Genomic DNA, 20,950 nt, shown 5'->3' on the forward strand with positions numbered 1-20,950 from the left:
TATGAGCGAGCTGTTCGGGGGTCACGCCCGCATCGAACCACCACACGACCAACCCGACCAGCCACAACAGGCTGACCTAACAAAGCACTACTAGGGTGTGTTTGTGGATCTTTCCGCCTACCGCGGTCGCCCAGACGGCGTCCCGCGGCGGCGTTGTCGTCGTCGCCCATAACTCCGTTATGAGCTCCTTCTCCGCCTTGCGGGGCATCCGTCTGGGCGATCCTCGCCACGGCGAAGATCCACAAAACACACCCCCGGGCGTCCGGTGCCCCGGCGCTCCGTGATCAGGCGTGGCCCGCGGGGATGGTGCCGAGGCGGCCCGCCTGGTAGTCCTCGAACGCCTTGGCGAGCTCCGCCTGGGTGTTCATCACGAACGGCCCGTAGTGCGCGACCGGCTCGCCGATCGGGCGCCCGCCGAGCACGATGACCTCCATGTTGGGGCTCCGGCTCTCCTGGGTGCCGGCCGCCGACAGCGTGATGGTCTCGCCGTCGGTGCCCAGCCCCGGAAGGCTGCCGAAGCCGTCGAAGACGGCCAGCTGGCCAGACTCGATCGGCTGCCGGTCGCCGCCCGCGGTGCCGTGGCCCGACAGGACGTACGCGAGCGCGTTGAAATCCTTGCGCCAGGGGAGCGTCAGCCGGGAGCCGGGGCTCAGCGAGGCGTGCAGCAGGGTTATCGGTGTCCTGGTGGAGCCGGGGCCGGTGAACTCGCCGACCTCGCCCGCGATCAGGCGGACCAGTGCCCCGCCGTCGTGGCTGCTGAGCAGGACGACGTTGGTCCTGCCGATGTCCTGGTACTTCGGTGCGACCATCTTCTCCTTGCCGGGGAGGTTGACCCAGAGCTGGATCCCGTGGAACAGGCCGCCCTTGGCGACCAGCCACTCCGGGGGAGCCTCCTTGTGCAGGATTCCGCCGCCGGCCGTCATCCACTGGGTGTCGCCGTCGGAGATCGTGCCGCCGCCGCCATGCGAGTCGGCGTGCTCCATCACGCCGTCGATCATGTAGGTGACGGTCTCGAAGCCCCGGTGCGGGTGCCAGGGGGTGCCCTTGGGCTCGCCCGGTGCGTAGTCGACCTCGCCCATCTGGTCCATCATGATGAACGGGTCGAGATACTGGGGCTTGATCGTCGCGAGTGCCTTGCGGACCGGGAAGCCCTCTCCCTCGAATCCGCTCGGGGCTGTGGTGATCGCCAGCACCTGGCGCTCGCGGACCGCGTTCAGCGGCTGCGGCAGGCGGGGCAGGGTCAGTAGGTTCTCTACGGTCACGGCCGGCATTGTGGATTCCTTCCTGCGATGTTCGCAGGCGACAACTCAGTTGATGTTTCAACTATTCCATGGCGGACGAGATCGGGGAAACGGGCCGGTCGCGGGTCAGCCGAAGACCGCGGGCGGGGGGACCGGGGTGACCACGGCGTCGCCGTCGTGCAGCGGGCGGGCTCCGGCGATGAACCTGACGATGTCCTCGCCGTACACGCAGCGGGCCTGGGTGAGGCCGCCCGCGGCCCTGCGGGTCAGGTCGGAGACGGGGAGCGGCATCCGGGAGGCGGCGACGATGAGGTTGCCGAAGCGGCGGCCCCGCATGATGCCCGGCTCGGCGAGCAGCGCCACCTGGGGGAAGGTTTCGCGGACGGTGGCGAGCACCCGGCGGGTGAAGGCCAGCCCCTTGCCGTCGGCGACGTTGATCAGCACGGTGCCGGTGGCGCGCAGGACGCGGGCGACGTCTCCCATGTACTCGGAGGTGGCCAGCTCGATCGGCATCGTGGCACCGCTGAAGGCGTCCAGCACGAGCAGGTCGGCCGAGTCGTCCCCGAGCCCGGCGGTGGCGGTGCGGCCGTCGAGGAGCCTGACCTTGAGCCGGGGCACCGACTTCAGCCGGAGCTGGTCCCTGACGAGCTGGACGAGCCCCTCGTCGGGCTCGGCGACGATCTGCCGGGACCCGGGACGGGTCGCCGCGACGTAGCGGGGCAGGGTGCAGGCGCAACCGCCCACGTGCACCGCGTCCAGCGGACCCTCGGCGAGCAGGTCGACGACGTCGGCCATCAGCTGGACGTACTCGAAGTCGAGGTAGGTGGCGTCGTCGAGGTCGACGTACGACTGCGGCACGCCGTCCTTGGAGACCACCCAGCCGGAGGGCCTGTCGAGGTCCTGCAGCAGGTCCACCTCGCCGAAGGTCACCGGATACCGTCCCGGCATCGGCTCTCGCGCTTCCCGCCTGCCCATCAGCTGGATCCTCTTTTCCGCGACGTGAACCCGGAGAGAAACCATATGCCCCGTTTCCACTACGGCGGGTCCCGGCTGGAGGGGACGCCGCTCCACGGCCGCGGCGTGTAGGGAGAATCACAACCTACGATGACGTAACTTACGCTACCGTAGGTTTATGGCCACGACCGTCGCAGAAACGCTCGCCGAGTCCGTCAAGCCCCGCCTCCGCGGCTGGTTGCACGCCGGGGCGCTCCCCGTGGCGCTCGTCGCGGGATTCGTCCTGGTCGCGCTGGGGCCCACTCCGCAGGCGAGGATCGCCGCCGCGGTCTACGCGATCACCTCCGGCCTGCTCTTCGGAATTTCGGCCACCTACCACCGGGGGGTGCTCTCCCCGCGCACGGAGGAGGTGCTCCACCGGCTCGACCACGCCAACATCTACCTGATCATCGCGGGCACCTACACCCCGTTCGCGCTGCTCGCCCTGGACGCTCCGGCCGACGCGGTGGTGCTCGGCGTGATCTGGGCGGGTGCGATCGCCGGGGTGCTCTTCCGGGTGCTGTGGGTCAACGCCCCCCGGTGGCTCTCGACCGCCCTCTACATCGGCCTCGGCTGGACCGCTGTCTTCGTGCTGCCGCAGCTCGTGCGGGGCGCGGGCGTGGTCGCGGTGGCCTTGGTCTTCCTCGGCGGGGTGCTCTACACGGCGGGCGGCGTCGTGTACGCCATGAGGCGGCCAGACCCCTCCCCCCGGTGGTTCGGCTTCCACGAGGTCTTCCACGCCTTCACCGTCGCCGCCTACCTGGTGCAGTACGTGGCGGTCTCCCTGGTGGTCTACGCGGCGGCGTAACGTGCCGTTCTCCGGCGAACTGACCCAGCCCAACCTGCGGCAGGTTGATTTGACTGATTTGTGGTCTCGGAAGGAGTGGTCCCCGGGAAGGGAGACGGTCATCGAGAGGGGCTCGGGCCGTTCGGTCCCGGCACCAGGGCATACATGCCCAGAGTGTCGTTAAACCGAAAAATCTTCACAAGAACCGCCTCCAGCGCGTAATGTCTCCGTGTAGATGTGTCAATGACGGGGGATCATCTCTTCGGATCACCGTGGAGGGGACATGGACGTGCACGCCCGTCTCGCTCGTCATCTACTCGTCGACGGCTACCGGCTGGTGCTGGACCTCGAACGGAGCCGAGGTTCCCGGCTCGTCGACGCCCACACCGGCCGGAGCTACCTGGACTTCTACAGCTTCTTCGCCTCGGCCCCGCTCGGGGTGAACCCGTTCGACGACGACCCCGAGTTCCTGGCGCTACTCGGCCACGTCGCCGCGAACAAGCCCGCCAACTCCGACCTCTACACCTCCCACCTCGCCGACTTCGCCGACACGTTCGCCAGGGTGCTCGGTGACCCCGAGCTGCCGCACCTGTTCTTCGTGGAGGGCGGAGCCCTCGCCGTGGAGAACGCGCTGAAGTGCGCCTTCGACTGGAAGAGCCGTCTCAACGCCTCGCGGGGGCGCTCACCCGAGCTCGGCGGCAAGGTGCTCCACCTCACCCGCGCCTTCCACGGGCGCAGCGGCTACACGCTCTCGCTGACCAACACCGACCCGATCAAGACCGACCGGTTCCCGAAGTTCGACTGGCCCAGGATCGAGGTGCCCGCGATCCACCTCGGCGACGTCGAGGCGGCCGAGGAGAGATCCCTGGCCGCGGCGCGGGCGGCCTTCGAGCGCCATCCCCACGACATCGCCTGCTTCATCGCCGAGCCCATCCAGGGGGAGGGCGGCGACAACCACATGCGGGCGGAGTTCCTGCTCGCGATGGAACGGCTCTGCCACGAGTATGACGCCCTCCTCGTCCTGGACGAGGTGCAGACCGGTGCCGGGACCACGGGCACCCCCTGGGCCTACCAGCAGCTTGGCCTGAGTCCCGACGTGGTGGCCTTCGGGAAGAAGGTCCAGGTGGGCGGGATCATGGCGGGCCGCAGGGTCGACGAGGTGCCGGACAACGTGTTCCAGATCAGCGGCAGGATCAACTCGACCTGGGGCGGAGGGCTGGTCGACATGGTCCGCTCCCGCCGGATGCTGGAGATCGTGGAGCGCGACGGCCTGATCCCGCGTGCGGGCAGGCTCGGCGCCGAGCTCCTCAAGGCGCTGCTGGAGATCCAGGCGGGCTTCCCCGGCCTGGTGGAGAACGCCCGGGGGCGCGGCCTGATGTGCGCGTTCGACCTGCCGGACGCCGCGCGGCGCGACCTGTTGGTGGCCACGCTCAGGGAGGATGAGGGCGTGCTGGTCCTGCCCTGCGGCGAGCGCTCGGTACGGTTGCGTCCGGCGCTCTCGATCGCCTCCGAGGAACTGAGGGAGGGCACGTCCGCCATCGCCCGCGCCCTGGAGGTCTCCCGCCGCCCGAGGCGCCCCGCCCGGTCGGGCCCGACGGCTCCGAAGCGGTCCGGAGACGTCGTGCCGCCCTTCAGCAGTGCTGAGGGTCCTCGCGCGCGGCCCGTTCCAGCCACAGATCGATCGCGGTGACCCGCGAGTCGACCCCCAGCTTGGCGTATATCCGGTTCACATGGTTCTTCACGGTCTTCTCGCTCAGAAACAGGTGCTGGGCGATCTGCCCGTTGGAACGACCCGTCGCGATCAGTTCCATGACCTCGGTCTCACGCCTGCTCAAGCCCGTCACGACTGTGGGTTCCGCGTCGAACGTGGCATCGTCGACTCTCATCCGGCCTCCGTGGTTGCAACACGGTCAGGTCGCCGAAACCCCCGATCCTACGGCGTAGCGATAGCTGCGAGCATAACCCGCAATATCCACTTTTGGTGGGTAACGGGAGTGGAAATGCAGAACGACCGGTCCCGAGGGACCGGCCGTTCTCATGGGGTGAGCGAGGGGACTTGAACCCCCGGCATCTAGGACCACAACCTAGCGCTCTGCCAACTGAGCTACGCCCACCATCGCCGCCGTGGCAGCACATGAAAAGTGTAGCGGTCTTTGGGAGTCGTTTCGTACCGGGTTTCCCGCGAGCCGGTCAGGGTTTTCGCGCGGACACGGTCTCGGCCAGTTCCCTGGCGGTGGCGGAGTCGGGTCCCGGCTGGGGTACGAAGACCGCCGCGCGGTAGTAGCGCAGCTCCCGGATGCTCTCGACGATGTCGGCCAGCGCGCGGTGGCCGCCCTGCTTCTCGGGCGAGGCGAAGTAGACCCGTGGGTACCAGCGCCGGGCCAGCTCCTTCACCGAGGAGACGTCGATCATCCGATAGTGCAGGAAGGCGTCCACGGCGGCCATGTCCCGGGAGAGGAACGACCGGTCGGTGGAGATGGAGTTGCCGCACAGCGGAGCCTTCTTCGGCTCCTTGATGTGTCCCTTGATGTATTCGAGCACCATGGACTCGGCCTCGGCCAGCGTGACGCCCTCGCTCAGCGCGTCCAGCAGGCCGGAGGCGGTGTGCATCTCGCGCACCACCTCCGACATCTGCTCGATGGACTCGGGCGGGGGTTTGATGACCACGTCCACACCTTCGTCAAGCTGGTTCAGCTCGCCGTCGGTGACCACGCAGGCCACCTCGACGAGCGCGTCACGGCCAAGGTCAAGCCCGGTCATCTCACAGTCGATCCAGACCAGCAGGTCACTCATAGCCTTCAGGGTAGTACTCCGTTACGAGAGCTTGAATGACTTGATCACCTTGTCCACCGTTGAGATGCCGAGATTGTCGGGCACGCTGATGTAGGCCAGCGCCGCTCGGCTGCCCTCACCCCGGTCGACGATCAGGAACGCGGCTCGCTCCCGCTTCCACTTCCAGCCGTTGGCCTCGGACTGCTCGGAGAAGTCCAGGTCGAAGACGAACAGCCAGGCGTCCTTGCCGCTCACCTTGACCGCCTTGTCCTCGACGATCTTCCGGCGGTGCGGAGGGCTGTAGAAGTTGGGCTCCACGACCTGCAGCAACGTCGCGGCGACCGAGCGCATGCTCTCGACACCCTGGTAGCCGTACTGGTCGGGAAGCTCGCCGGTCAGCACGTTGCCGACCCAGTTGCCGCCCTTGCCGTCGAAGTTCTCCTGGGCGGTGGCGACGACCGCGCTGGTCCAGGTGAACCCGAGCCCGCTGCCGGGGCTGGGAGGTACCTGCCACGGCCCTTCGGGGATCTGGTAGGACAGGCCGGTCACGGGGTCGGTGATGCGCCCGTCCACCGGCTGGGGCGGCGGGCTCTGCGAGGGCGTCGGCTCGGGGGTCGGCTCCCGGCTGGGTTCCCGGCTCGCCGAGGGAGGCGGCGTACGGGGCGTGACGGGCTCGCCGGCCTCGTTCCTGCTGTCGGGGTTGATCAGATACATCGCGGCGACCACGATCACGACGATCAGGACCAGCGCGCCGCCACCGCCGAGGATCCACGGGAGCGGACCGCTCTTGCGCGGCGGCGGCCCGGACAGGTGAACGCCGTACGGCGGGAGGGGCATCTGCGCCGTGTTGCCGTTCGGCTGCCCAGTGCCCGCCGGCCCCTGCTGCATGGTCTGCTGGTTCCACTGGCCGGTCGGGCCCGTTCCCGCAGGCTCTCCCGGCGAGGGCGCCGTCGCCTGTCCCGCAGGGGGAGGCTGGGAGGAAAAGGGGCCGGTCTGCGATCCCTGAGGCATGCCCTGCCCTGTGGGGACATCCGTCTGATGGGTGGCATCGGTCCACTGGTGGCCGTCCCACCACCGCAACAGCGGCGAGCCGTAGGGATCGGGGTACCAGCCGGAGGGGGTCTGCGTGGTCATGGCCGTCAGAGTAGTAAGAACGGCTTTGTACCGCATTGTGGACCTTGCGGATCACTCATGAACATTTGTAGGTGAAGGTGGCTCTGTCCTGGATCTTCTTGCCCTCGGGGGCCGGCGAGAGCAGCGACAGGGTGATGGTTCCCTTGAAACTTCCCTCGCCCTTGACCGTCCAGTCCAGGCTCACCTTGTGCGAGGTCGCCCCGGACGAGATCTGGTCGGTCTGCACGATCGGCTCCTTGCGGTCGCTCCGCTTCCACTGGTAGCTGACCTCCCCGCCCGCGCCGTTGGTGTGCAGGACACCGGTGATCTTCACCGTCGTGTCGCAGCCCTGGGTCTTCCTGGGGGCGCTGACGTCCACCTTCGTCACCTCAAGCGGTGTCGACGAACCGCGGAACAGCCAGAGCGCCAGCGCGCCCACGACCATCAGCGCGAGGATCGCCGAGGAGAGGATCGTACGACCGCGACGCCGCCGGGCACGGGGGACCGCGGCGGCCCTGAGCCTGTCGGAGGGCGGCTCGGTCTGCTGCTGGTCCCGGCCGGCCCGCCAGATCTGGGCGGCCGTGGTCTCGGCGGGCACCCCGGGGCCGAACCGCAGGACCACGTCCTCGGGCTGGTGCTCGTCGGCCCCCAGGGTTCGCTGCTCGCCGGTTCCCGGAACGTGGAGCAGCGTGACGATCTCCCCCTCGTCGGGGGCGGCCGGCACGGGCGGCGGGGGCCCTCCCCGGCCGGGCGCCTCATACGTCGGCCATCGGTGCAGGGTCTCCGCGAGCCTGTCACGGGTGGTGAACCCGGAGGGCAGCACGTCACGCCCGGCGAGCAGGGCGTCGCGCGCGGCGGCGAGCCCCCGGATGGAGGCCGTCGCCGCCACCCGTTCCAGCAGCCCCGCGGCTTCCCGGTCGGCCGAGGCCCAGGTGGCGGCCAGCCCCCGGGCGAGTGACGCCCAGGCGGCCACGTCCCGCTCCGGCGCGGGCGGGCGGCCGAGCAGCGCGTCGAGCAGCCCCCGCTCGGCGAGCAGCGCCGACCCGTCCGGGGCGATCACCACGGTGCCCGGGTGAAGCTCACCGTGGACGAGCCCGGAGGAGTGGACGGCCAGCAGCGCCCGCGCCGTCTCCATCAGGACCGTGGCCGCGCTGCCCGCGTCGGGCCCGGGTGATCCAGCGGCTATGGACAGCAGGTCGCGCACCGTCGGTGCCGCCGGTTCCGAGGTGATCAGCCAGATCTCGTCCTGGGCCGTGATGAGGTCGGCGATCGGGACCAGCCCGGCCAGGCCGCTCTGCGTGAGCCTGCGGTCGGCGACCACGGCCGCGATCAGCCTCTCGCGGGCCGAGGGATCGGCGACCAGTCGCGGGTCGAACCTGAGCGCGCCTCCCCGCCGTCCGTCGGCCGCGACGGCCGACGACCAGATTCCCAGGTCACCGGCCCAGGTAGGACCGGTCAACCGGAATCCGGCGACGCCGCCCTGGTCAGTGTTCATGATTCTGCCCGTTCCCTGGTTACCGGCGTCTCCTGTGCCGTCCCGCCACGCCGCGCTTGACGGCCAGTGTGACCGGCACGGCACCGCTTGTCACCAGGCCCAGCGCGAGGAGTGCCGAGGGGGCCGTCTCGACGGGGGGCAGGGGCGAGCTGGTGAGCCGAGGGGTTTGCTCGGAGGTCGGGGTTCCCTCGGGGTCCGTCTCGGAGGGGGCGGGTGAGGACGTGGTCGGCCGCGTCGTCGGCTGCGTCCGGGTGGGCGAGGCCGACGGCTGGGTCGGGGCCGTCGTCGGAGCCGTCGTCGGGGACGGCGATCTGGTCGTGGGGGTACTCGGGTTGCCGGGATTGCTGAGCGTGGAGCTCTCCTCGGGGGAGGGAGACTCGGCCGGCTTCCCGGTCGGCTTGCTGGTCGGCCGCGCGGTCGGCTTCCTGGTGGGCGTCGCCGACGCCTTGGGCGTCTTGGAGGGCGTCTTGGAGGGAGTCGTGGTGGTCGGCGCGGGCGGGAGGCCCGAGGCGGTGCTGCTCGGCGTGGGCGTCGCGGAGGGCGCGCCCGCGGTCGGTGACGCCTCCGCGGGCTCGTCAGGCTCGTCGAGCTCGTCGCCGTCGTCCCCGGGGAGCACCGTCTCCAGCGGGTCCGAGGGGGTCGGGTCCTTCGTGACGGCGGAACTCTGCGGCTGGATCTTCGTGGTGCCGCCCGATCCGACCAGTACCACGGTCAGCCCGCCGATCACCGCGATGCAGCCGACGCCAATGAGGATCTTGACGCTCAGCTTGCTGAGCGAGGAGGTCCTTCCCCCCTTGCCGCCGAGCTCGGTCGTGGCCAGCGAGGTGTCGGCCGCCGGGGCGGGCGCGTCCAGCGGGAACAGCCCGGCCAGCAGCCCGACGATCCCCGCCAGGCGGCGGCGGCCGCGCTCCTGCCAGTCGGGGCCGTAGGCGTCGGCGGCCACGGCCTCCAACTCGGTGAGGAACGCGGAGGCGGTCGGCGGCCGGTCGGCGGCGTGCTTGGCCAGGCCGCGCTCCACCAGCCCCTGCAGGGCCGGGGGCACCTCCTCGACCGGCGGCGGCATGACCTGGTGCTGGCGGGCCAGCGCGGCGATGTTCGTGGCCCGGAAGGGGCGGGTGCCGGTCAGGCATTCGAAGAACACGACGGTGGCGGCGTAGACGTCCGTGGAGGGCCCGGCCGGTCCGCCCACCCACTGCTCGGGGGCCATGTAGGGCGGGGTGCCCGCGGGGGCGTCGCCGTCGCCGGAGCGGAGCGCGATGCCGAAGTCGACGAGCTTGCTCTTCCCGTCCGCCTCCACCATCACGTTCTCGGGCTTGAAGTCGCGGTGCACCACGCCCGCCGAGTGCGCGGCGGCCAGCCCCATGAGCGAGCCCTTGAGCACGAGCAGCGCCGCCTCCGGGCCGGTCGGCCCCTCCGAGCGCAGCAGCGCGCGCAGGGCGACGCCGTTGATCAGCTCCATGACGATGGCCGCGCCGTCGCCGGTCTCGACGTAGTCGTAGAGCCGGACGGAGTGCGGGCTGTTCAGGGTGTTGAGCACCCTGGCCTCGTGCCGGAAGCGCGCCACGAAGCCGACGTCGCCCCTGAGCTCGTCGGACAGGTACTTGATCGCTACCAGGACGCCGTCGGCATCGTGCCGCGCCATCACCACACGCCCCGCCGCGCCGGTGCCCAGTTCGCGGATCTCGGTGTATCCGGGGACTCGCCAGGCCGATGGCGTGCCGTACATAACGGTCTCCTCAGTTGTCTGGGCCCCCACCCATAACAGACGGACCGTAGCTTAGCCATAGAGAAACGCATTTCGCGCATTAATCGCGAATCAGTCTCACTTCATAGGGTGATCGGTACGAGCGGCGGGGTCTCGCACGGACAGGCGTGCCCCATGGTGCGTCGTCCCGCCGCGGAGGCTTAACGAACGGGCATGGTTCGTGACGCGATGTGCGCGGGGACGGCCAGGTCCCCGGTCATCGCGGGATCGGGCTCGGGAGCTCCCCAGACCTGGTGGAGCGGCAGGACCCCCGCCCAGATCGGCAACTCGTAGTCCTCCTCCTCGTCGATCGGCGGGCCCTGTCGCACCTTCACCGACGCCTCGGCGAGGGAGAGGGCGAGCACTGTGGTCGCGGCGAGTTCCTTCCTGGTGGGCGCGCGGCTGGCGTCCCACTGGCCGGGGGCCAGCTGCTCGGTGATCGCCCGCAGCCCGGCCAGGTGCTCCTCGCCCTCCTCCACCCGGCGGACACGGCCGTAGACCATGGCGCAGCGGTAGTTGAGCGAGTGGTTGAAGGCCGAGCGGGCCAGCACGATGCCGTCCAGGTGGGTCACCGTGACGCAGACCTCGTCCGCGTTCCGCAGGGAGGTGGCGCCGGTGGAACCGTGCACGTAGAGGGTGTCGCCGATCCGGCCGTAACCGGTGGGGACGACCATGGGGAAGCCGTCGACCACGACGCCCAGATGACAGACCAGCCCGGCGTCCAGCACCGCGTACAGATCCTCGCGAGAGGTCAGGCCCCTGTTCTTCGAGCGGCCGAGGGTGGTGCGGGGAGTCGTAGAGAGCATGGCACTAGCCTAGAGAGAAGTGGATACCGAGAACATGTCCACTTCCATGCGCTTATAGGAGACCACTTTGCCGCGCCTCGCCGTCGACCTGCCCGTTTCGGTGGACCGCGAGTCCGGCACGGCACTCGCCGTCCAGCTCGGTGACCGCCTCAGGGCCGCCATGCGCGACGGCGCCCTCGCCTCCGGCGAGCGACTGCCCTCCACCCGTGCCCTCGCCGGCCAGCTCGCGGTCAGCCGTACCGTCGTCACCGAGGCCTACCAGCAGCTGTACGCGGAAGGCTGGCTCGAAGGACGCCACGGCTCCGGCACCTACGTGGCCGACATGGTGGTCCCTCCCGCGAACGAGCGCGCTCGCGGCCCCCTCGCGCCACCTCCCGCCCTTTCCGGCCAGGATGTCCCGCCGGGGGACGGCGGGCGGGTGATCGACCTGCGTCCCGGGCGGCCGTGGGTCCACGACTACGACCGGGCGGCCTGGCGCAGGGCCTGGCGCGGAGCGGCCGACCTGCCGCCGGCGAGCGACCCCGATCCCCGCGGCCTGCCCAGGCTCCGCACGGCCCTGGCCGAGCACCTGCGCAGGACCAGGGCGATCCCCGTCGGGCCGGAGAACATCATGGTCACCCGGGGCACCGGCAACGGGCTCGACCTGGTCGCCGCCACGCTCCTGCGGCCCGGTGACCGGGCCGGCGTCGAGGAGCCCGGCTACCGCGTCGCCAGGAACGTCTTCGCCGGGAGGGGAGCGGAGATCGTGCCCTGCCCGGTCGACGAGGACGGGGTCGTCGTCGACCGCCTCCCGGATGACCTGCGTGTCCTCTACACCACTCCGGCCCACCAGTACCCCCTCGGCGGCCGCCTGCCCATCCCGCGCAGGGAGCGCCTTCTCGCCTGGGCCCGCCGCACCGGTGCGATCCTCGTGGAGGACGATTACGACGCCGAGTTCCGCTACGACGTCGCGCCGCTGCCCGCCCTGCACGGCCTCGGTCCCGAGCGGGTGGTGCTGCTGGGCAGCCTGAGCAAGGCCCTGACGCCGGACATCGGCGTCGGCTGGCTGGTCGCCCGGCCGAGCCTCATCGAAGCCATCGCCCTGACCAGGGACGGCCTGGCCGACCGCACCGGCGGCCCGGCCCAGCAAGCGGTGGCGGTGCTCTGCGAGAGGGGGGACCTGGACCGGCACCTGCGCCGGATGCGGCTGGAGTACGCGCGCCGCCGGGCCGTGGTCGTCGACATCCTCGGCTCCAGGGTCATCGGCGACACCGCGGGCCTGCACGTCATGGTGGAGCTCGCGGAGCACGCGGTCACGCCGCTGGTCGAGGCCGCCCGTGCCCGTGGCGTGCTGCTCGACTCGATGACCCGCCACTACCACGGGCCGCAGCTGCGGCACGGCCTGGTGATCGGCTACGGCTCCGCGTCGCAGGCGGACGTCAGGCGGGGCGTCTCGGTGGTCGCCGAGCTGATCGGGTGAGAAAGGACCGTTCCCACACCGCCGCGAACCCTGCTCAGGGGGATTGCAGGGACGTTCGCAGGCGGCCGTACGTCTTGAGCGCACGGTCGGCGGTGGTGCGCAGGAGCGGGTTGGCCAGGACCGTGCCACGTGCCTTGCGCACCGGCACCCGAAGCATCCAGTGGACCCCGGCGCCGGGGCTCAGCCGGGCGACCCGGCCCTCCGAGACCTCGTACTCGCCGTTCTTCAGCTTCTCCTTGTACTCCTTCTCCCCGCGGCCCATGTCGATGACTCCGATCCCGGCCTCGGCGGCCTTCTCGGCCATGGCCAGGTGGTGGATCAGGCCGGGGGAGTACTTCGCGAAGGCGGTGTCGTAGGCGGGGAACCAGCCCGCGAGCGTGGTGCCGGTGCGCAGGCCGAAGTGCCCGGCGACCGGCCGGTCGTCCACGTACACCATGTCGAGGACCCCGCCGAAGTGCTCGGTGTCGGTGGCGAGGAACCGTTCGACCAGCTCCACGATCCACGGCCGGGCGAACCTGTCGGTGCGGCCGGTGCGCCGGTACTGCTCGGTCTTCCAGCCGAGCAGCGTGCGCAGCGGCGCCAGGTCGGTGGTGGCGTAGTCGTGCCGGAGCGGCCCGGCGTCACGCTGGAGCTTGCGGCTCTTGTACGCCGTCGAGCGGTAGGTCTTGCCGGAGGTCACCTTGATCGTCTCGATGTACGACTCGAAGCCGTCGCGGAGATCGATGATCGGTGAAGGGTGCCTGCTGTGCCCCGGCTGGAGCAGCGGCTGCCCGGCGATCAGGTGGTCGAACTCGTAGACGGCCAGGCCGCACGCCCTGATCAGGCGCTGCGCGTCGATCTCCACGTCCTTGGCGTGGACCAGCCCCTGCGCGTCGGTCAGGCCCGCGGCCACGGGCATGCCGATGCCCATCGGATGACGTTCGAAGGGGAAGAACCCCACCACGTCCTGTCCTTCGTGCAGCACCGCGACCCGGACGCGTTCCTGCAGGGCGCCGACGGTGACTGTGAATTCCGGCGACAGGAACGGGCTGTCGAAAGCGGCGTCGGCACCCTGGAGAGTTCTCCAGCGGTCGATGTCGACCGGTCCTAGATCACGGGGTTGAACGATTGAGACGCGCATGAGCTCCTACTGGGATGTGCGGGGTCCCCTTACGTCATCCTGTGCAGGATGCCGTAAAGCTCAAGCATGCTGGTAGGGACGTAATGTAACGATAAAGTACGGAAGGGATCTCACGCTGCCAGGGGAGGCAACGTTTCGGGATCTCATTGTGGGGCCTCGGCTGGCGCAGCCAACCCGAGTGGCGTTCTAATGGGGGCCATGAGCACCCCTGGCATCGACTGGTCCCGCCTCGTCGAATGGATCGCGGTCAACGTTCCCGGCGTCGGCGAGCCCACCGGGGTCTCCCTGATCGCCGGCGGCAGATCCAACCTGACGTACGTCGTCGAGGCCCCCGGGCGCCGCCTGGTGCTGCGCCGGCCGCCGCTGGGCCACGTGCTGCCGACCGCCCATGACATGAGGCGCGAGTGGCGGGTGATCTCGGCGCTCGCGCCGACCTCGGTCCCGGTGCCGGAGCCGGTCGCCTTCTGCGACGACCAGGAGGTGATCGGGGCGCCGTTCTACCTCATGGCGCACGTGGACGGCGCGGCCGTGCGGAGCCGGGAGGACACCCGGGATCTCACCCCCGAGCAGGCCCGGAGACTGTCGGAGCGGCTGGCCGAGGTGCTCGCCGCGATCCACGCGATCGACTACGAGAAGGCGGGCCTGGGGGACTTCGGACGCCCCGAGGGATATATGGCCCGCCAGCTGGAGCGCTGGGGACAGCAGTGGGAGCGGTCGAAGACCGGCGAGTTGCCCGCCTACGACCGCCTGGTGGCCCTGCTGCGCGAGCGCCTGCCCGCCCGCTCGGCCTCGACGCTGGTCCACGGTGACTACCGGCTCGACAACACGCTCGTGCGAATCTCGCCGGACCCCGACATCCTCGCCGTCGTCGACTGGGAGATGTCCACGCTCGGCGATCCCCTGGCGGACCTCGGCCTCACCCTCACCTACTGGCAGGACCCCGGCGACACCGAGCGCGCCTCGATCCCGGTCGCGGCGGGCGTCACCGTGGCCCCCGGTTTCCTCACCGCCCGCGAGTTCGCCGCACACTATGCCAAGGTCTCCGGCGCCGACCTGTCCGACCTGGACTTCTACCTGGCCTTCGGCAACTACAAGCTCGCCGTCATCGTGGAGGGCATCCACGCCAGGTTCAAGCAGGGCAAGACCGTCGGTGAGGGCTTCGAGCACATCGGCGCCGCCGTTCCCACGCTCGTCCACCGGGCGCTGCGGGTCCTGGAGGGCTGAACCCGAGGTCACGGTTCCCGACCACTTTCGGCCCCGTGGAGTGCCGCACGGCCCGGTGACCATGGGCGCGACGGGAACTACTTCTGGGTTTCAACCGTCATGCAAGTCGCCATGGATACGCTGGCGACGCGGCCGGTAACGCTTGTCTGTGAAGCAGCTCAGCTCACCGTCACGTCCGTTGTCGCTATGGAACGCTACATTCGTTGACCTGCGAGGATTGAGGAATCGGTGATACCGACTAACGGACGGCACCAGCGACGGCGCCCGGCCTGGCCGGTCGCACTGGGAGCGATGGCGGTAACGGTGGTGCTGGTGGTGGGCATCATCGCCTTCGCCGCCAAACCGGACATTCCCCGTGGACAGCGTATGACAATTCCTCCCACGCAGGCGGCGCCGACACTGGAGGAACCACCCGCGGTCCAGGACTGGCCACGCTGGGGCATCACCCACACCGAGTTCAGCGCCGACAACGAGAGCGGCGAGGTCACCGAGGCCGCCTCCCACATGCTCAGCCGGGTCCCGATGCTGCAGAACCAGCACATCATGGGCTGGGGCGCGGGCAACCCCGAGCCCGCGCCCGGCCAGCACGACTTCCGCGACCTCGACCGTCGCATCAAGTTCATGTCCAAGTCCCAGGCCATCCCGATCATCACGCTCTGCTGCTCGCCCGACTGGATGAAGGGCGGCACCTCCGGCCGGACCGACTGGACGCAGTTGGAGACGGCGCCCCGGCGCGAGCACTTCGACGACTACGCGAAGCTCGCCGCGACGGTCGCCAGGCGCTACCCCACGGTCAAGCACTTCATGGTCTGGAACGAGCTGAAGGGTTTCTGGAACAACGCTCAGAACCGCTGGGACATCGAGGGCTACACCGAGCTCTACAACAAGGTCTACGACGCGCTGAAGGCCGTCGACAAGGACATCAAGGTCGGCGGGCCGTACGTGTCGGTCGGCAGCACCACCGCTCCCGAACAGGGGGCGGAGATCAAGGGGCCGTGGGGGAGCGTCATCCAGCGTGACCTGGAGGCGGTCGAGTACTGGATCGAGAAGAAGAAGGGCGCCGACTTCATCGTCGTCGACGGAGCCTCGGTCACCAGGGAGGCCGGTGCCTACCCCGACGAGTTCACCGCCCTGGGCAAGTTCGGAGCCCTCACCACCTGGCTGCGGCAGAAGAGCGGCGACCTGCCGGTCTGGTGGGCCGAGTGGTACGTCGAGCCGGACAGCAGGGACTGGAGTGAGGAGCGCCGCATCGCGGTGCAGACCGCGGCGATGATGGAGTTCGCCACCAGCGGCGTCACCACCTCGCTCTACTGGAGCCCCCAGCGCAAGTCCACCGGCGACGACCAGGTCTGCCTGGGCTGCCTGTGGCACCCGAGCACCGGTGCGGAGATGCCCATGGCGGGCATCCTGAGCGGCTTCACCAGGTGGTTCCCGCTCGGGACCGAGCTGGAGACGGTCACCTCCTCCAACGAGAAGGTGCGAGTCCTCGCCCAGGAGCGGCAGCTCGTGATGGTCAACACCACCGACGCGGTCGCGAGCACCACCGTGGACGGCAAGCAGTTCGAGCTGAAGCCGTACGAGGTCAGGTGGAGCGAGCGCACCGGCGCGTGAGCCTCGCCGCACCGCTACGGCCCGATCCACCTGGCAGGCTAGGCCCTGTCCTGCGGATCTTTTGCCTACTGCGGTCGCCCAGGCGGCGCCTCGCCGCGTTGTCGGTCACCGCAGCACGCTGCGGCTCCCTCCTCCGCCTTGCGAGACACCACCTGACCGATCCTCGCCACGGCAAGATCCGCAGGACAGGGCCTAGGCGCGCTCAGGACGGGAGGGTCTGCGCCAGTTGGTGAACCAGCGCAGTAGCCATTCCACGGGCCCGTACTGATGGCGGCTCAGCCACCACCGGCTCCACACGGCCTGGACCGTGAAGATGGCGATGCCGATCGACACCACGGTGAACGGGCTGAGCTGGTCGACCAGGCTCATCCCGTAGCCGGTGAAGATCAGTGAGCTGATCAGCGACTGCCCCAGATAGTTCGTCAGTGCCAGCCTGCCGGGAGGCGCGAGCGTCCCGGCCAGGCGAGGTGCCGAGGGGAGCAGACGCAGCAGGGTGGCGGCGTAGGCCGCGGCCAGCAGCGGCGCGGTGACCAGGTTCACCGACTGGCCGACCATGTGGTACGCGTGCCCGCCGTCCGACCAGGTCGCGTGCGTGTAGACCACGGCCCCGGCGAGACCGACGGTGAACCCCGCCCACTGCAGCCGCCGCAGCGTCACGGTGTGCCCGGACAGGTCACCCAGCAGGCGCATCTTGCCCAGTGCCAGCCCGACCAGGCAGGCGGCGAGCACGGTGGGCCCCTGGAAGAAGACCCGCAGCACGAAGATCCTGGCCAGTTTGTGCAGGTGCTCGTTGATGATCATGGATGCGGAGCCGTGCAGGGCCCGGTCGGACATGGCGGCCTGGGCGGCGTTCTCGGAGACCGCCCTCGATGCGTCGGTGCCCAGCGTCGCCAGTAAGGCCAGCAGCAGCATCCCCACCGCCAGCGCCACGGTCAGCGCGATCGCGGAGATCATCGCGGTGCGCGGGGTGATCCGCCGCACCGTCAGCAGGACCAGCCCCACCACCGCGTAGGTGGCCAGGATGTCACCGGGGAACAGCAGGATGCCGTGGGCGAGGCCGAGCAGGAACAGCCCGCCCAGGCGGCGCAGGAACCTGGGGACGAACGCCGTCGCGGAGGCGTGGGCCGAGTCGAGCTGGAGGGTGAAGCTGTAGCCGAACAGGAAGGCGAAGAGCAGATAGAACTTGTTCTCGAAGAACAACGAGACGACCCAGCGCACCTCCCAGTCGAGCGGCGCGGAGAACGACGGCGCCGCCAGCCCGGCCATCCGGTATCCGGAGGCGAGGTAGGTGATGTTGACCACCACGATGCCCAGCAGCGCGAAACCGCGCAGCGCGTCGACCGCCGCGATCCGCCGTCCCGTGCCCTGAGTGGAGGTCCCCGCCAGGCCACGGGGTTCCCCTGTGAACATCCAACCGTCCTTCGACCAGGCTCTGAGACAGGCGTCTCCCGGCAAACGGTGCTCAGTATGGCGCGGGGAGGCCGCCGGCCAAGTGACTTTGTCCTTTATTGAAGTTGGTAGCCGATGACGATGAAGCGCTCCGCGATCACCGCGAGGGCCAGCACGAACGCGGGCACCGCGACGAACAGGATGCGTCTTCTGGTCCGCCGCCCACTCTCGCGGCCGCCCAGGCGGAACACCTCGTAGACGAACAACGCGATCCAGGTCACACCCAGCGCGGCCAGGCCGACCGGTGTCCACGGCGAGGTCGGGTCGCTGCCACCGAGCGGTACCCCGCGCTCGGGGATCTCGGTGCCCTCGGGGAAGGACTTGAGCGTGTAGACGGCGGCGTCCTCGCCGTTGAACACCCGCTTGAGGTCCTTGTGGGCATCCAGCGCGACGCGGAACCGCGGGGCCCAGTCATCGGGGTAGCCGTGGTTGAGCTGCAGATATCCGGCCTGCGCGCGGGTCGCCACCAGGTAGGTGTTGGGCGGGGACGCGCGGAGTTTGTCGAGCACCGAGGAGAGCTGGGCCGGATCCTTGTGCACCAGCACCTGCTCGTAGGAGATCTTGTCGAAGTCCCGTTCGCCCCAAGGAATGATGGGCGTGACCTCCGGACCGAGCACCGGGGAGAGGAAGAGGACGCGGGCACTGGGTTCGTCATGGTCGTAGATGTAGTGCATCGCCGCGACCTCACTCGCCGAGACCCGCTCGAACTGCTCGTTGCCGTACCGGGCGACCAGGAAGACCATCGCCAGGGCCATGGCGCATCCGGCGGCCAGCAGCAGCGAGATCCGGCGCGTCAGCTCCGGGTTGAACCGGATGTTGCGCCTGCGGATCGGCACCGTCTCCTCCGGCGCGTCCTCCGTGCCGGCGGGAAGGTTCGGGAAGAAGGCGTAGGCGGCCAGGATGCAGGCGCCGGGCAGTGCGAACAGGTAGATCCGCAGGCCGATCTCGCCGCCGTAGTTCTGCAGCCCGAGCGCCAGCACCGGGATGCAGAGCAGAAGCAGCGCCGCGCGGTCGCCGACACCGCGCCGCACGCGGCGCAGCAGGCCGATGGCGGCCAGCGTCAGGATGACGCCGCAGATGCCGAGGCGGGCCATCAGGACGAGGGCGTGCCTGGGGTCGCTGCCGTCGATCCGGTCGCCGGTGTTGCTCTGCAGGTTCTGCAGGATCCGGCCCAGCCCGCCGAAGAGCTGGTCGATGTGCCCGCTCCAGAAGGTGACCGTCTGGTAGCTGATCCACGACAGCACGATCAGGCCGAGGAAGAACGGCAGCGCCCAGCTGAGCGAGGTGCGCCGGAGCAGCAGCAGGCCGGTCAGCGCGCCGAGCATCATGAACGGCGTGATCTGGTGCGAGGCGGTCGCGGTGCCGAACAGGCCGATCAGCACGATCAGCATGATCACCCGGTCGTAGGCGCCGGTCGAGTGGGGTAGCTCGCCGGGGGTCAGCCCGTCCAGGCGGGCCAGCAGCCGCCGGACGCGCCCCTTGGCCGGCATCGGTTTGTCGCGGGGCTCGACCTTGCCGAACCAGCGCAGCACGATCGCCACGAAGGCCAGGTAGATCGCGTACGTGAAGCCCTGGGAGGAGAAGTAGTCCTGGCCGATCCACTGGACGATGACGAACAGCAGGGCGGCGAACCAACGGGCCCGGGTGGTGGCGACCACCTGGCGCAGGATCAGCACGAACGGCAGCAGGTACAGCAGGTTCGACAGCAGCGGCGTCCACCGCATGATCGTCGCCAGGTCGGTGACCCCGGCGGCCTTGGTGACGAACGCCACCAGTGCGAAGAACCCGGGCCAGGCGAGGCGGGCGTCGAGGATCGCGGACGACTCGCCGGTGCGGTTGATGTACTCCACGAAGCCGGCGTGCACGTAGGCCGTGGGGAACCTGGCCTCGTCCGAGATCAGGGCCGACGCCCCGTGCAGGGCGAAGGTGATCGCCGCGATCTGGAAGAGCAGCAGGAACTTGCGGTCGGTGTTCTGCGCGATCGTGACGAAGAACGCGACGAGCATCAGCAGGATCGCGGCGAACGCGGTCAGTGGCATGGCCGAGATCAGGCCCAAGGCGTCGATCTTGGTCACGTCGACGCCCCGCAGCGGGCCCGGCGCCACGCGCAGGGCCAGCACGTACATGATCAGACCCTCGATCGTGAGCAACGGGGGCAGCCACACCGCGGCCGACCGCATCACCGTCGTCATCCGCGACGGCCTGGCGGCGGCCGGAGCCGCCTTCTCCGGGCTCCGCTGCGTGCTCTGCGACTCCCGATGGTCCGCTGGAGCCGCCATGGCCTCCGAGGCGGTCTCAGGGGTCCCTGGAAGCGGGCTGGACGTCGCGACGGCCCTTTCCCACGGCCTTCGCTCCGGTGTTCCGCCTTCCGCGGTCACCGGTTCCGCGAGTTCCGGTTCCGCGGGCTCCGGCTCCTCGGGTTCCGGTTCCGCGGGTTTCGGCGTCGGGCGGAGTGGTGCCGAGGGCAGACGCATCTCCGTCGTGGTGTCGATCTCGCTGCCGGAGGCGTCCTCGGCCTCGGGAGCGTCCGCCATGGGCGGTGAGATCGGGCGTGCGGGCAGCCGGATGACGGCGGTGGTCTCCGAGTCGTCGCCGTCGAAGGTGTCCGGAGCCCCGCCGGGAGCCTGGTCGGAGATCACCTCCGGTGGCGCACCCGGCGCGTCGTCGGCGTCATCGGTGTCGTCCGATGCGCTGTCGCCGTCGTCACGAGGACTCTTGGTGGCCTCGCCGCCGGAAACCCCGCCCTTCGGAACCTCGCCGTCACGGCTGTCACCCGGTGCGGCGTGATCGGGAACCCCATCGTCGGGCGCCTCCTCCGGAACCTCCGGAGCCTTGGAGGGCGCCGTGCCGACAGGCTCGCCGCCGGACCCGGCCCGCGCTCCGTCCGAGGGCGCGGGCTGGGTGGGATCGGTCTCCCCGACCTCGGCAGTTTCCGCCGCCGGTGTCGTCGTCACGTCATTACCTGCCCGTTGCCTCACGTCTAACATCATGGCGGCTACGCGGACCGAGGTGCGACGAGCGAACACGAAGTTACGCCATGTTCGACTGCTTTGCGTAGACCGTTGAAGAGCAATACCGCGACCGAATTCCCGCCCGGTGGCACCTGTCCCGCCGCCTTCGCTCCCTCGGGGAAGCG

General features: G+C 69.8%; 16 protein-coding genes and 1 tRNA gene. 5 read left to right on the plus strand and 12 right to left on the minus strand.

Translation table 11 applies throughout. The features are described from left to right. Positions 1-284 precede the first annotated feature (284 nt). Together ABT061_RS22800 and ABT061_RS22805 are read right to left on the minus strand one after the other, a co-directional pair. Positions 285-1,271, minus strand: a complete 987-nt coding sequence (locus ABT061_RS22800; RefSeq protein WP_350921132.1) for a pirin family protein — start codon at positions 1,269-1,271, stop codon at positions 285-287. Positions 1,272-1,367: 96 nt separating this feature from the next. Further along, positions 1,368-2,216, minus strand: a complete 849-nt coding sequence (locus ABT061_RS22805; RefSeq protein ID WP_350921134.1) for a spermidine synthase — start codon at positions 2,214-2,216, stop codon at positions 1,368-1,370. Between the two features lie 157 nt (positions 2,217-2,373). Between ABT061_RS22805 and trhA the strand changes: the two genes are divergently transcribed. Next, positions 2,374-3,042: a PAQR family membrane homeostasis protein TrhA gene (gene trhA / locus ABT061_RS22810; protein ID WP_350921137.1), complete on the plus strand. Its 669-nt coding sequence runs from the start codon at positions 2,374-2,376 to the stop codon at positions 3,040-3,042. Positions 3,043-3,304: 262 nt separating this feature from the next. Next, positions 3,305-4,711: an L-lysine 6-transaminase gene (gene lat, locus ABT061_RS22815; RefSeq protein ID WP_350921139.1), complete on the plus strand. Its 1,407-nt coding sequence runs from the start codon at positions 3,305-3,307 to the stop codon at positions 4,709-4,711. On the opposite strand, the gene ABT061_RS22820 is transcribed toward lat, so the two are convergent. From ABT061_RS22820 to ABT061_RS22850, 7 genes are all read right to left on the minus strand, one after another. Further along, positions 4,653-4,907, minus strand: coding sequence for a helix-turn-helix domain-containing protein (locus tag ABT061_RS22820; protein ID WP_350921141.1), 255 nt, complete (start codon positions 4,905-4,907; stop codon positions 4,653-4,655). The genes lat and ABT061_RS22820 overlap by 59 nt on opposite strands. Before the next feature lie 152 nt (positions 4,908-5,059). After that, positions 5,060-5,135, minus strand: a tRNA-His gene (locus ABT061_RS22825). A 76-nt stretch (positions 5,136-5,211) separates the two neighbouring features. Beyond that, the gene (gene orn, locus ABT061_RS22830) at positions 5,212-5,814 is read right to left on the minus strand and encodes an oligoribonuclease (protein WP_350921144.1); all 603 of its coding nucleotides are present in this window, start codon (positions 5,812-5,814) and stop codon (positions 5,212-5,214) included. 21 nt (positions 5,815-5,835) lie between these two features. Then, positions 5,836-6,927 carry a DUF2510 domain-containing protein gene (locus ABT061_RS22835; RefSeq protein WP_350921146.1) on the minus strand — a complete coding sequence of 364 codons (1,092 nt, stop codon included), beginning with the start codon at positions 6,925-6,927 and terminating at the stop codon, positions 5,836-5,838. Between the two features lie 55 nt (positions 6,928-6,982). Further along, positions 6,983-8,401, minus strand: a complete 1,419-nt coding sequence (locus ABT061_RS22840) for a protein kinase family protein (RefSeq protein WP_350921148.1) — start codon at positions 8,399-8,401, stop codon at positions 6,983-6,985. Positions 8,402-8,420: 19 nt separating this feature from the next. Beyond that, the gene (locus tag ABT061_RS22845) at positions 8,421-10,127 is read right to left on the minus strand and encodes a serine/threonine-protein kinase (protein WP_350921151.1); all 1,707 of its coding nucleotides are present in this window, start codon (positions 10,125-10,127) and stop codon (positions 8,421-8,423) included. A 179-nt stretch (positions 10,128-10,306) separates the two neighbouring features. Then, positions 10,307-10,951 carry a pyridoxamine 5'-phosphate oxidase family protein gene (locus tag ABT061_RS22850; protein WP_350921153.1) on the minus strand — a complete coding sequence of 215 codons (645 nt, stop codon included), beginning with the start codon at positions 10,949-10,951 and terminating at the stop codon, positions 10,307-10,309. A gap of 67 nt (positions 10,952-11,018) precedes the next feature. Between ABT061_RS22850 and pdxR the strand changes: the two genes are divergently transcribed. Further along, positions 11,019-12,410, plus strand: a complete 1,392-nt coding sequence (pdxR, locus tag ABT061_RS22855; RefSeq protein ID WP_350921154.1) for a MocR-like pyridoxine biosynthesis transcription factor PdxR — start codon at positions 11,019-11,021, stop codon at positions 12,408-12,410. A 34-nt stretch (positions 12,411-12,444) separates the two neighbouring features. Here pdxR and ABT061_RS22860 read toward each other — a convergent pair whose 3' ends face one another. After that, the gene (locus ABT061_RS22860) at positions 12,445-13,530 is read right to left on the minus strand and encodes a GNAT family N-acetyltransferase (protein WP_350921157.1); all 1,086 of its coding nucleotides are present in this window, start codon (positions 13,528-13,530) and stop codon (positions 12,445-12,447) included. A 198-nt stretch (positions 13,531-13,728) separates the two neighbouring features. Between ABT061_RS22860 and ABT061_RS22865 the strand changes: the two genes are divergently transcribed. Both ABT061_RS22865 and ABT061_RS22870 read left to right on the plus strand, forming a co-directional pair. Next, positions 13,729-14,754: a phosphotransferase family protein gene (locus tag ABT061_RS22865; RefSeq protein WP_350921159.1), complete on the plus strand. Its 1,026-nt coding sequence runs from the start codon at positions 13,729-13,731 to the stop codon at positions 14,752-14,754. 291 nt (positions 14,755-15,045) lie between these two features. Further along, positions 15,046-16,365 (plus strand): GH39 family glycosyl hydrolase, encoded by a 1,320-nt coding sequence (locus tag ABT061_RS22870; RefSeq protein WP_350921161.1) that lies wholly within the window; start codon positions 15,046-15,048, stop codon positions 16,363-16,365. 192 nt (positions 16,366-16,557) lie between these two features. Here ABT061_RS22870 and ABT061_RS22875 read toward each other — a convergent pair whose 3' ends face one another. Both ABT061_RS22875 and ABT061_RS22880 read right to left on the minus strand, forming a co-directional pair. Beyond that, positions 16,558-17,775, minus strand: coding sequence for a DUF418 domain-containing protein (locus ABT061_RS22875; RefSeq protein WP_350921163.1), 1,218 nt, complete (start codon positions 17,773-17,775; stop codon positions 16,558-16,560). 95 nt (positions 17,776-17,870) lie between these two features. Further along, a complete protein-coding gene (locus ABT061_RS22880) occupies positions 17,871-20,768 on the minus strand; it encodes a hypothetical protein (protein WP_350921165.1) in 2,898 nt (965 codons plus the stop codon). Positions 20,769-20,950: the final 182 nt, after the last annotated feature.

This window comes from Streptosporangium sp. NPDC002544 (assembly GCF_040295965.1).
Classification (GTDB): Bacteria; Actinomycetota; Actinomycetes; order Streptosporangiales; family Streptosporangiaceae; genus Streptosporangium.

Coding starts and splice junctions, on each gene's coding strand:
- ABT061_RS22875 (WP_350921163.1), bottom strand. CDS start 17,775: ATGTTCACAGGGGAACCCCGTGGCCTGGCGGGGACCTCCACTCAGGGC.
- ABT061_RS22865 (WP_350921159.1), top strand. CDS start 13,729: ATGAGCACCCCTGGCATCGACTGGTCCCGCCTCGTCGAATGGATCGCG.
- ABT061_RS22800 (WP_350921132.1), bottom strand. CDS start 1,271: ATGCCGGCCGTGACCGTAGAGAACCTACTGACCCTGCCCCGCCTGCCG.
- orn (WP_350921144.1), bottom strand. CDS start 5,814: ATGAGTGACCTGCTGGTCTGGATCGACTGTGAGATGACCGGGCTTGAC.
- ABT061_RS22860 (WP_350921157.1), bottom strand. CDS start 13,530: ATGCGCGTCTCAATCGTTCAACCCCGTGATCTAGGACCGGTCGACATC.
- ABT061_RS22835 (WP_350921146.1), bottom strand. CDS start 6,927: ATGACCACGCAGACCCCCTCCGGCTGGTACCCCGATCCCTACGGCTCG.
- ABT061_RS22845 (WP_350921151.1), bottom strand. CDS start 10,127: ATGTACGGCACGCCATCGGCCTGGCGAGTCCCCGGATACACCGAGATC.
- ABT061_RS22840 (WP_350921148.1), bottom strand. CDS start 8,401: ATGAACACTGACCAGGGCGGCGTCGCCGGATTCCGGTTGACCGGTCCT.
- ABT061_RS22870 (WP_350921161.1), top strand. CDS start 15,046: ATGGCGGTAACGGTGGTGCTGGTGGTGGGCATCATCGCCTTCGCCGCC.
- lat (WP_350921139.1), top strand. CDS start 3,305: ATGGACGTGCACGCCCGTCTCGCTCGTCATCTACTCGTCGACGGCTAC.
- ABT061_RS22820 (WP_350921141.1), bottom strand. CDS start 4,907: ATGAGAGTCGACGATGCCACGTTCGACGCGGAACCCACAGTCGTGACG.
- ABT061_RS22805 (WP_350921134.1), bottom strand. CDS start 2,216: ATGGGCAGGCGGGAAGCGCGAGAGCCGATGCCGGGACGGTATCCGGTG.
- trhA (WP_350921137.1), top strand. CDS start 2,374: ATGGCCACGACCGTCGCAGAAACGCTCGCCGAGTCCGTCAAGCCCCGC.
- ABT061_RS22850 (WP_350921153.1), bottom strand. CDS start 10,951: ATGCTCTCTACGACTCCCCGCACCACCCTCGGCCGCTCGAAGAACAGG.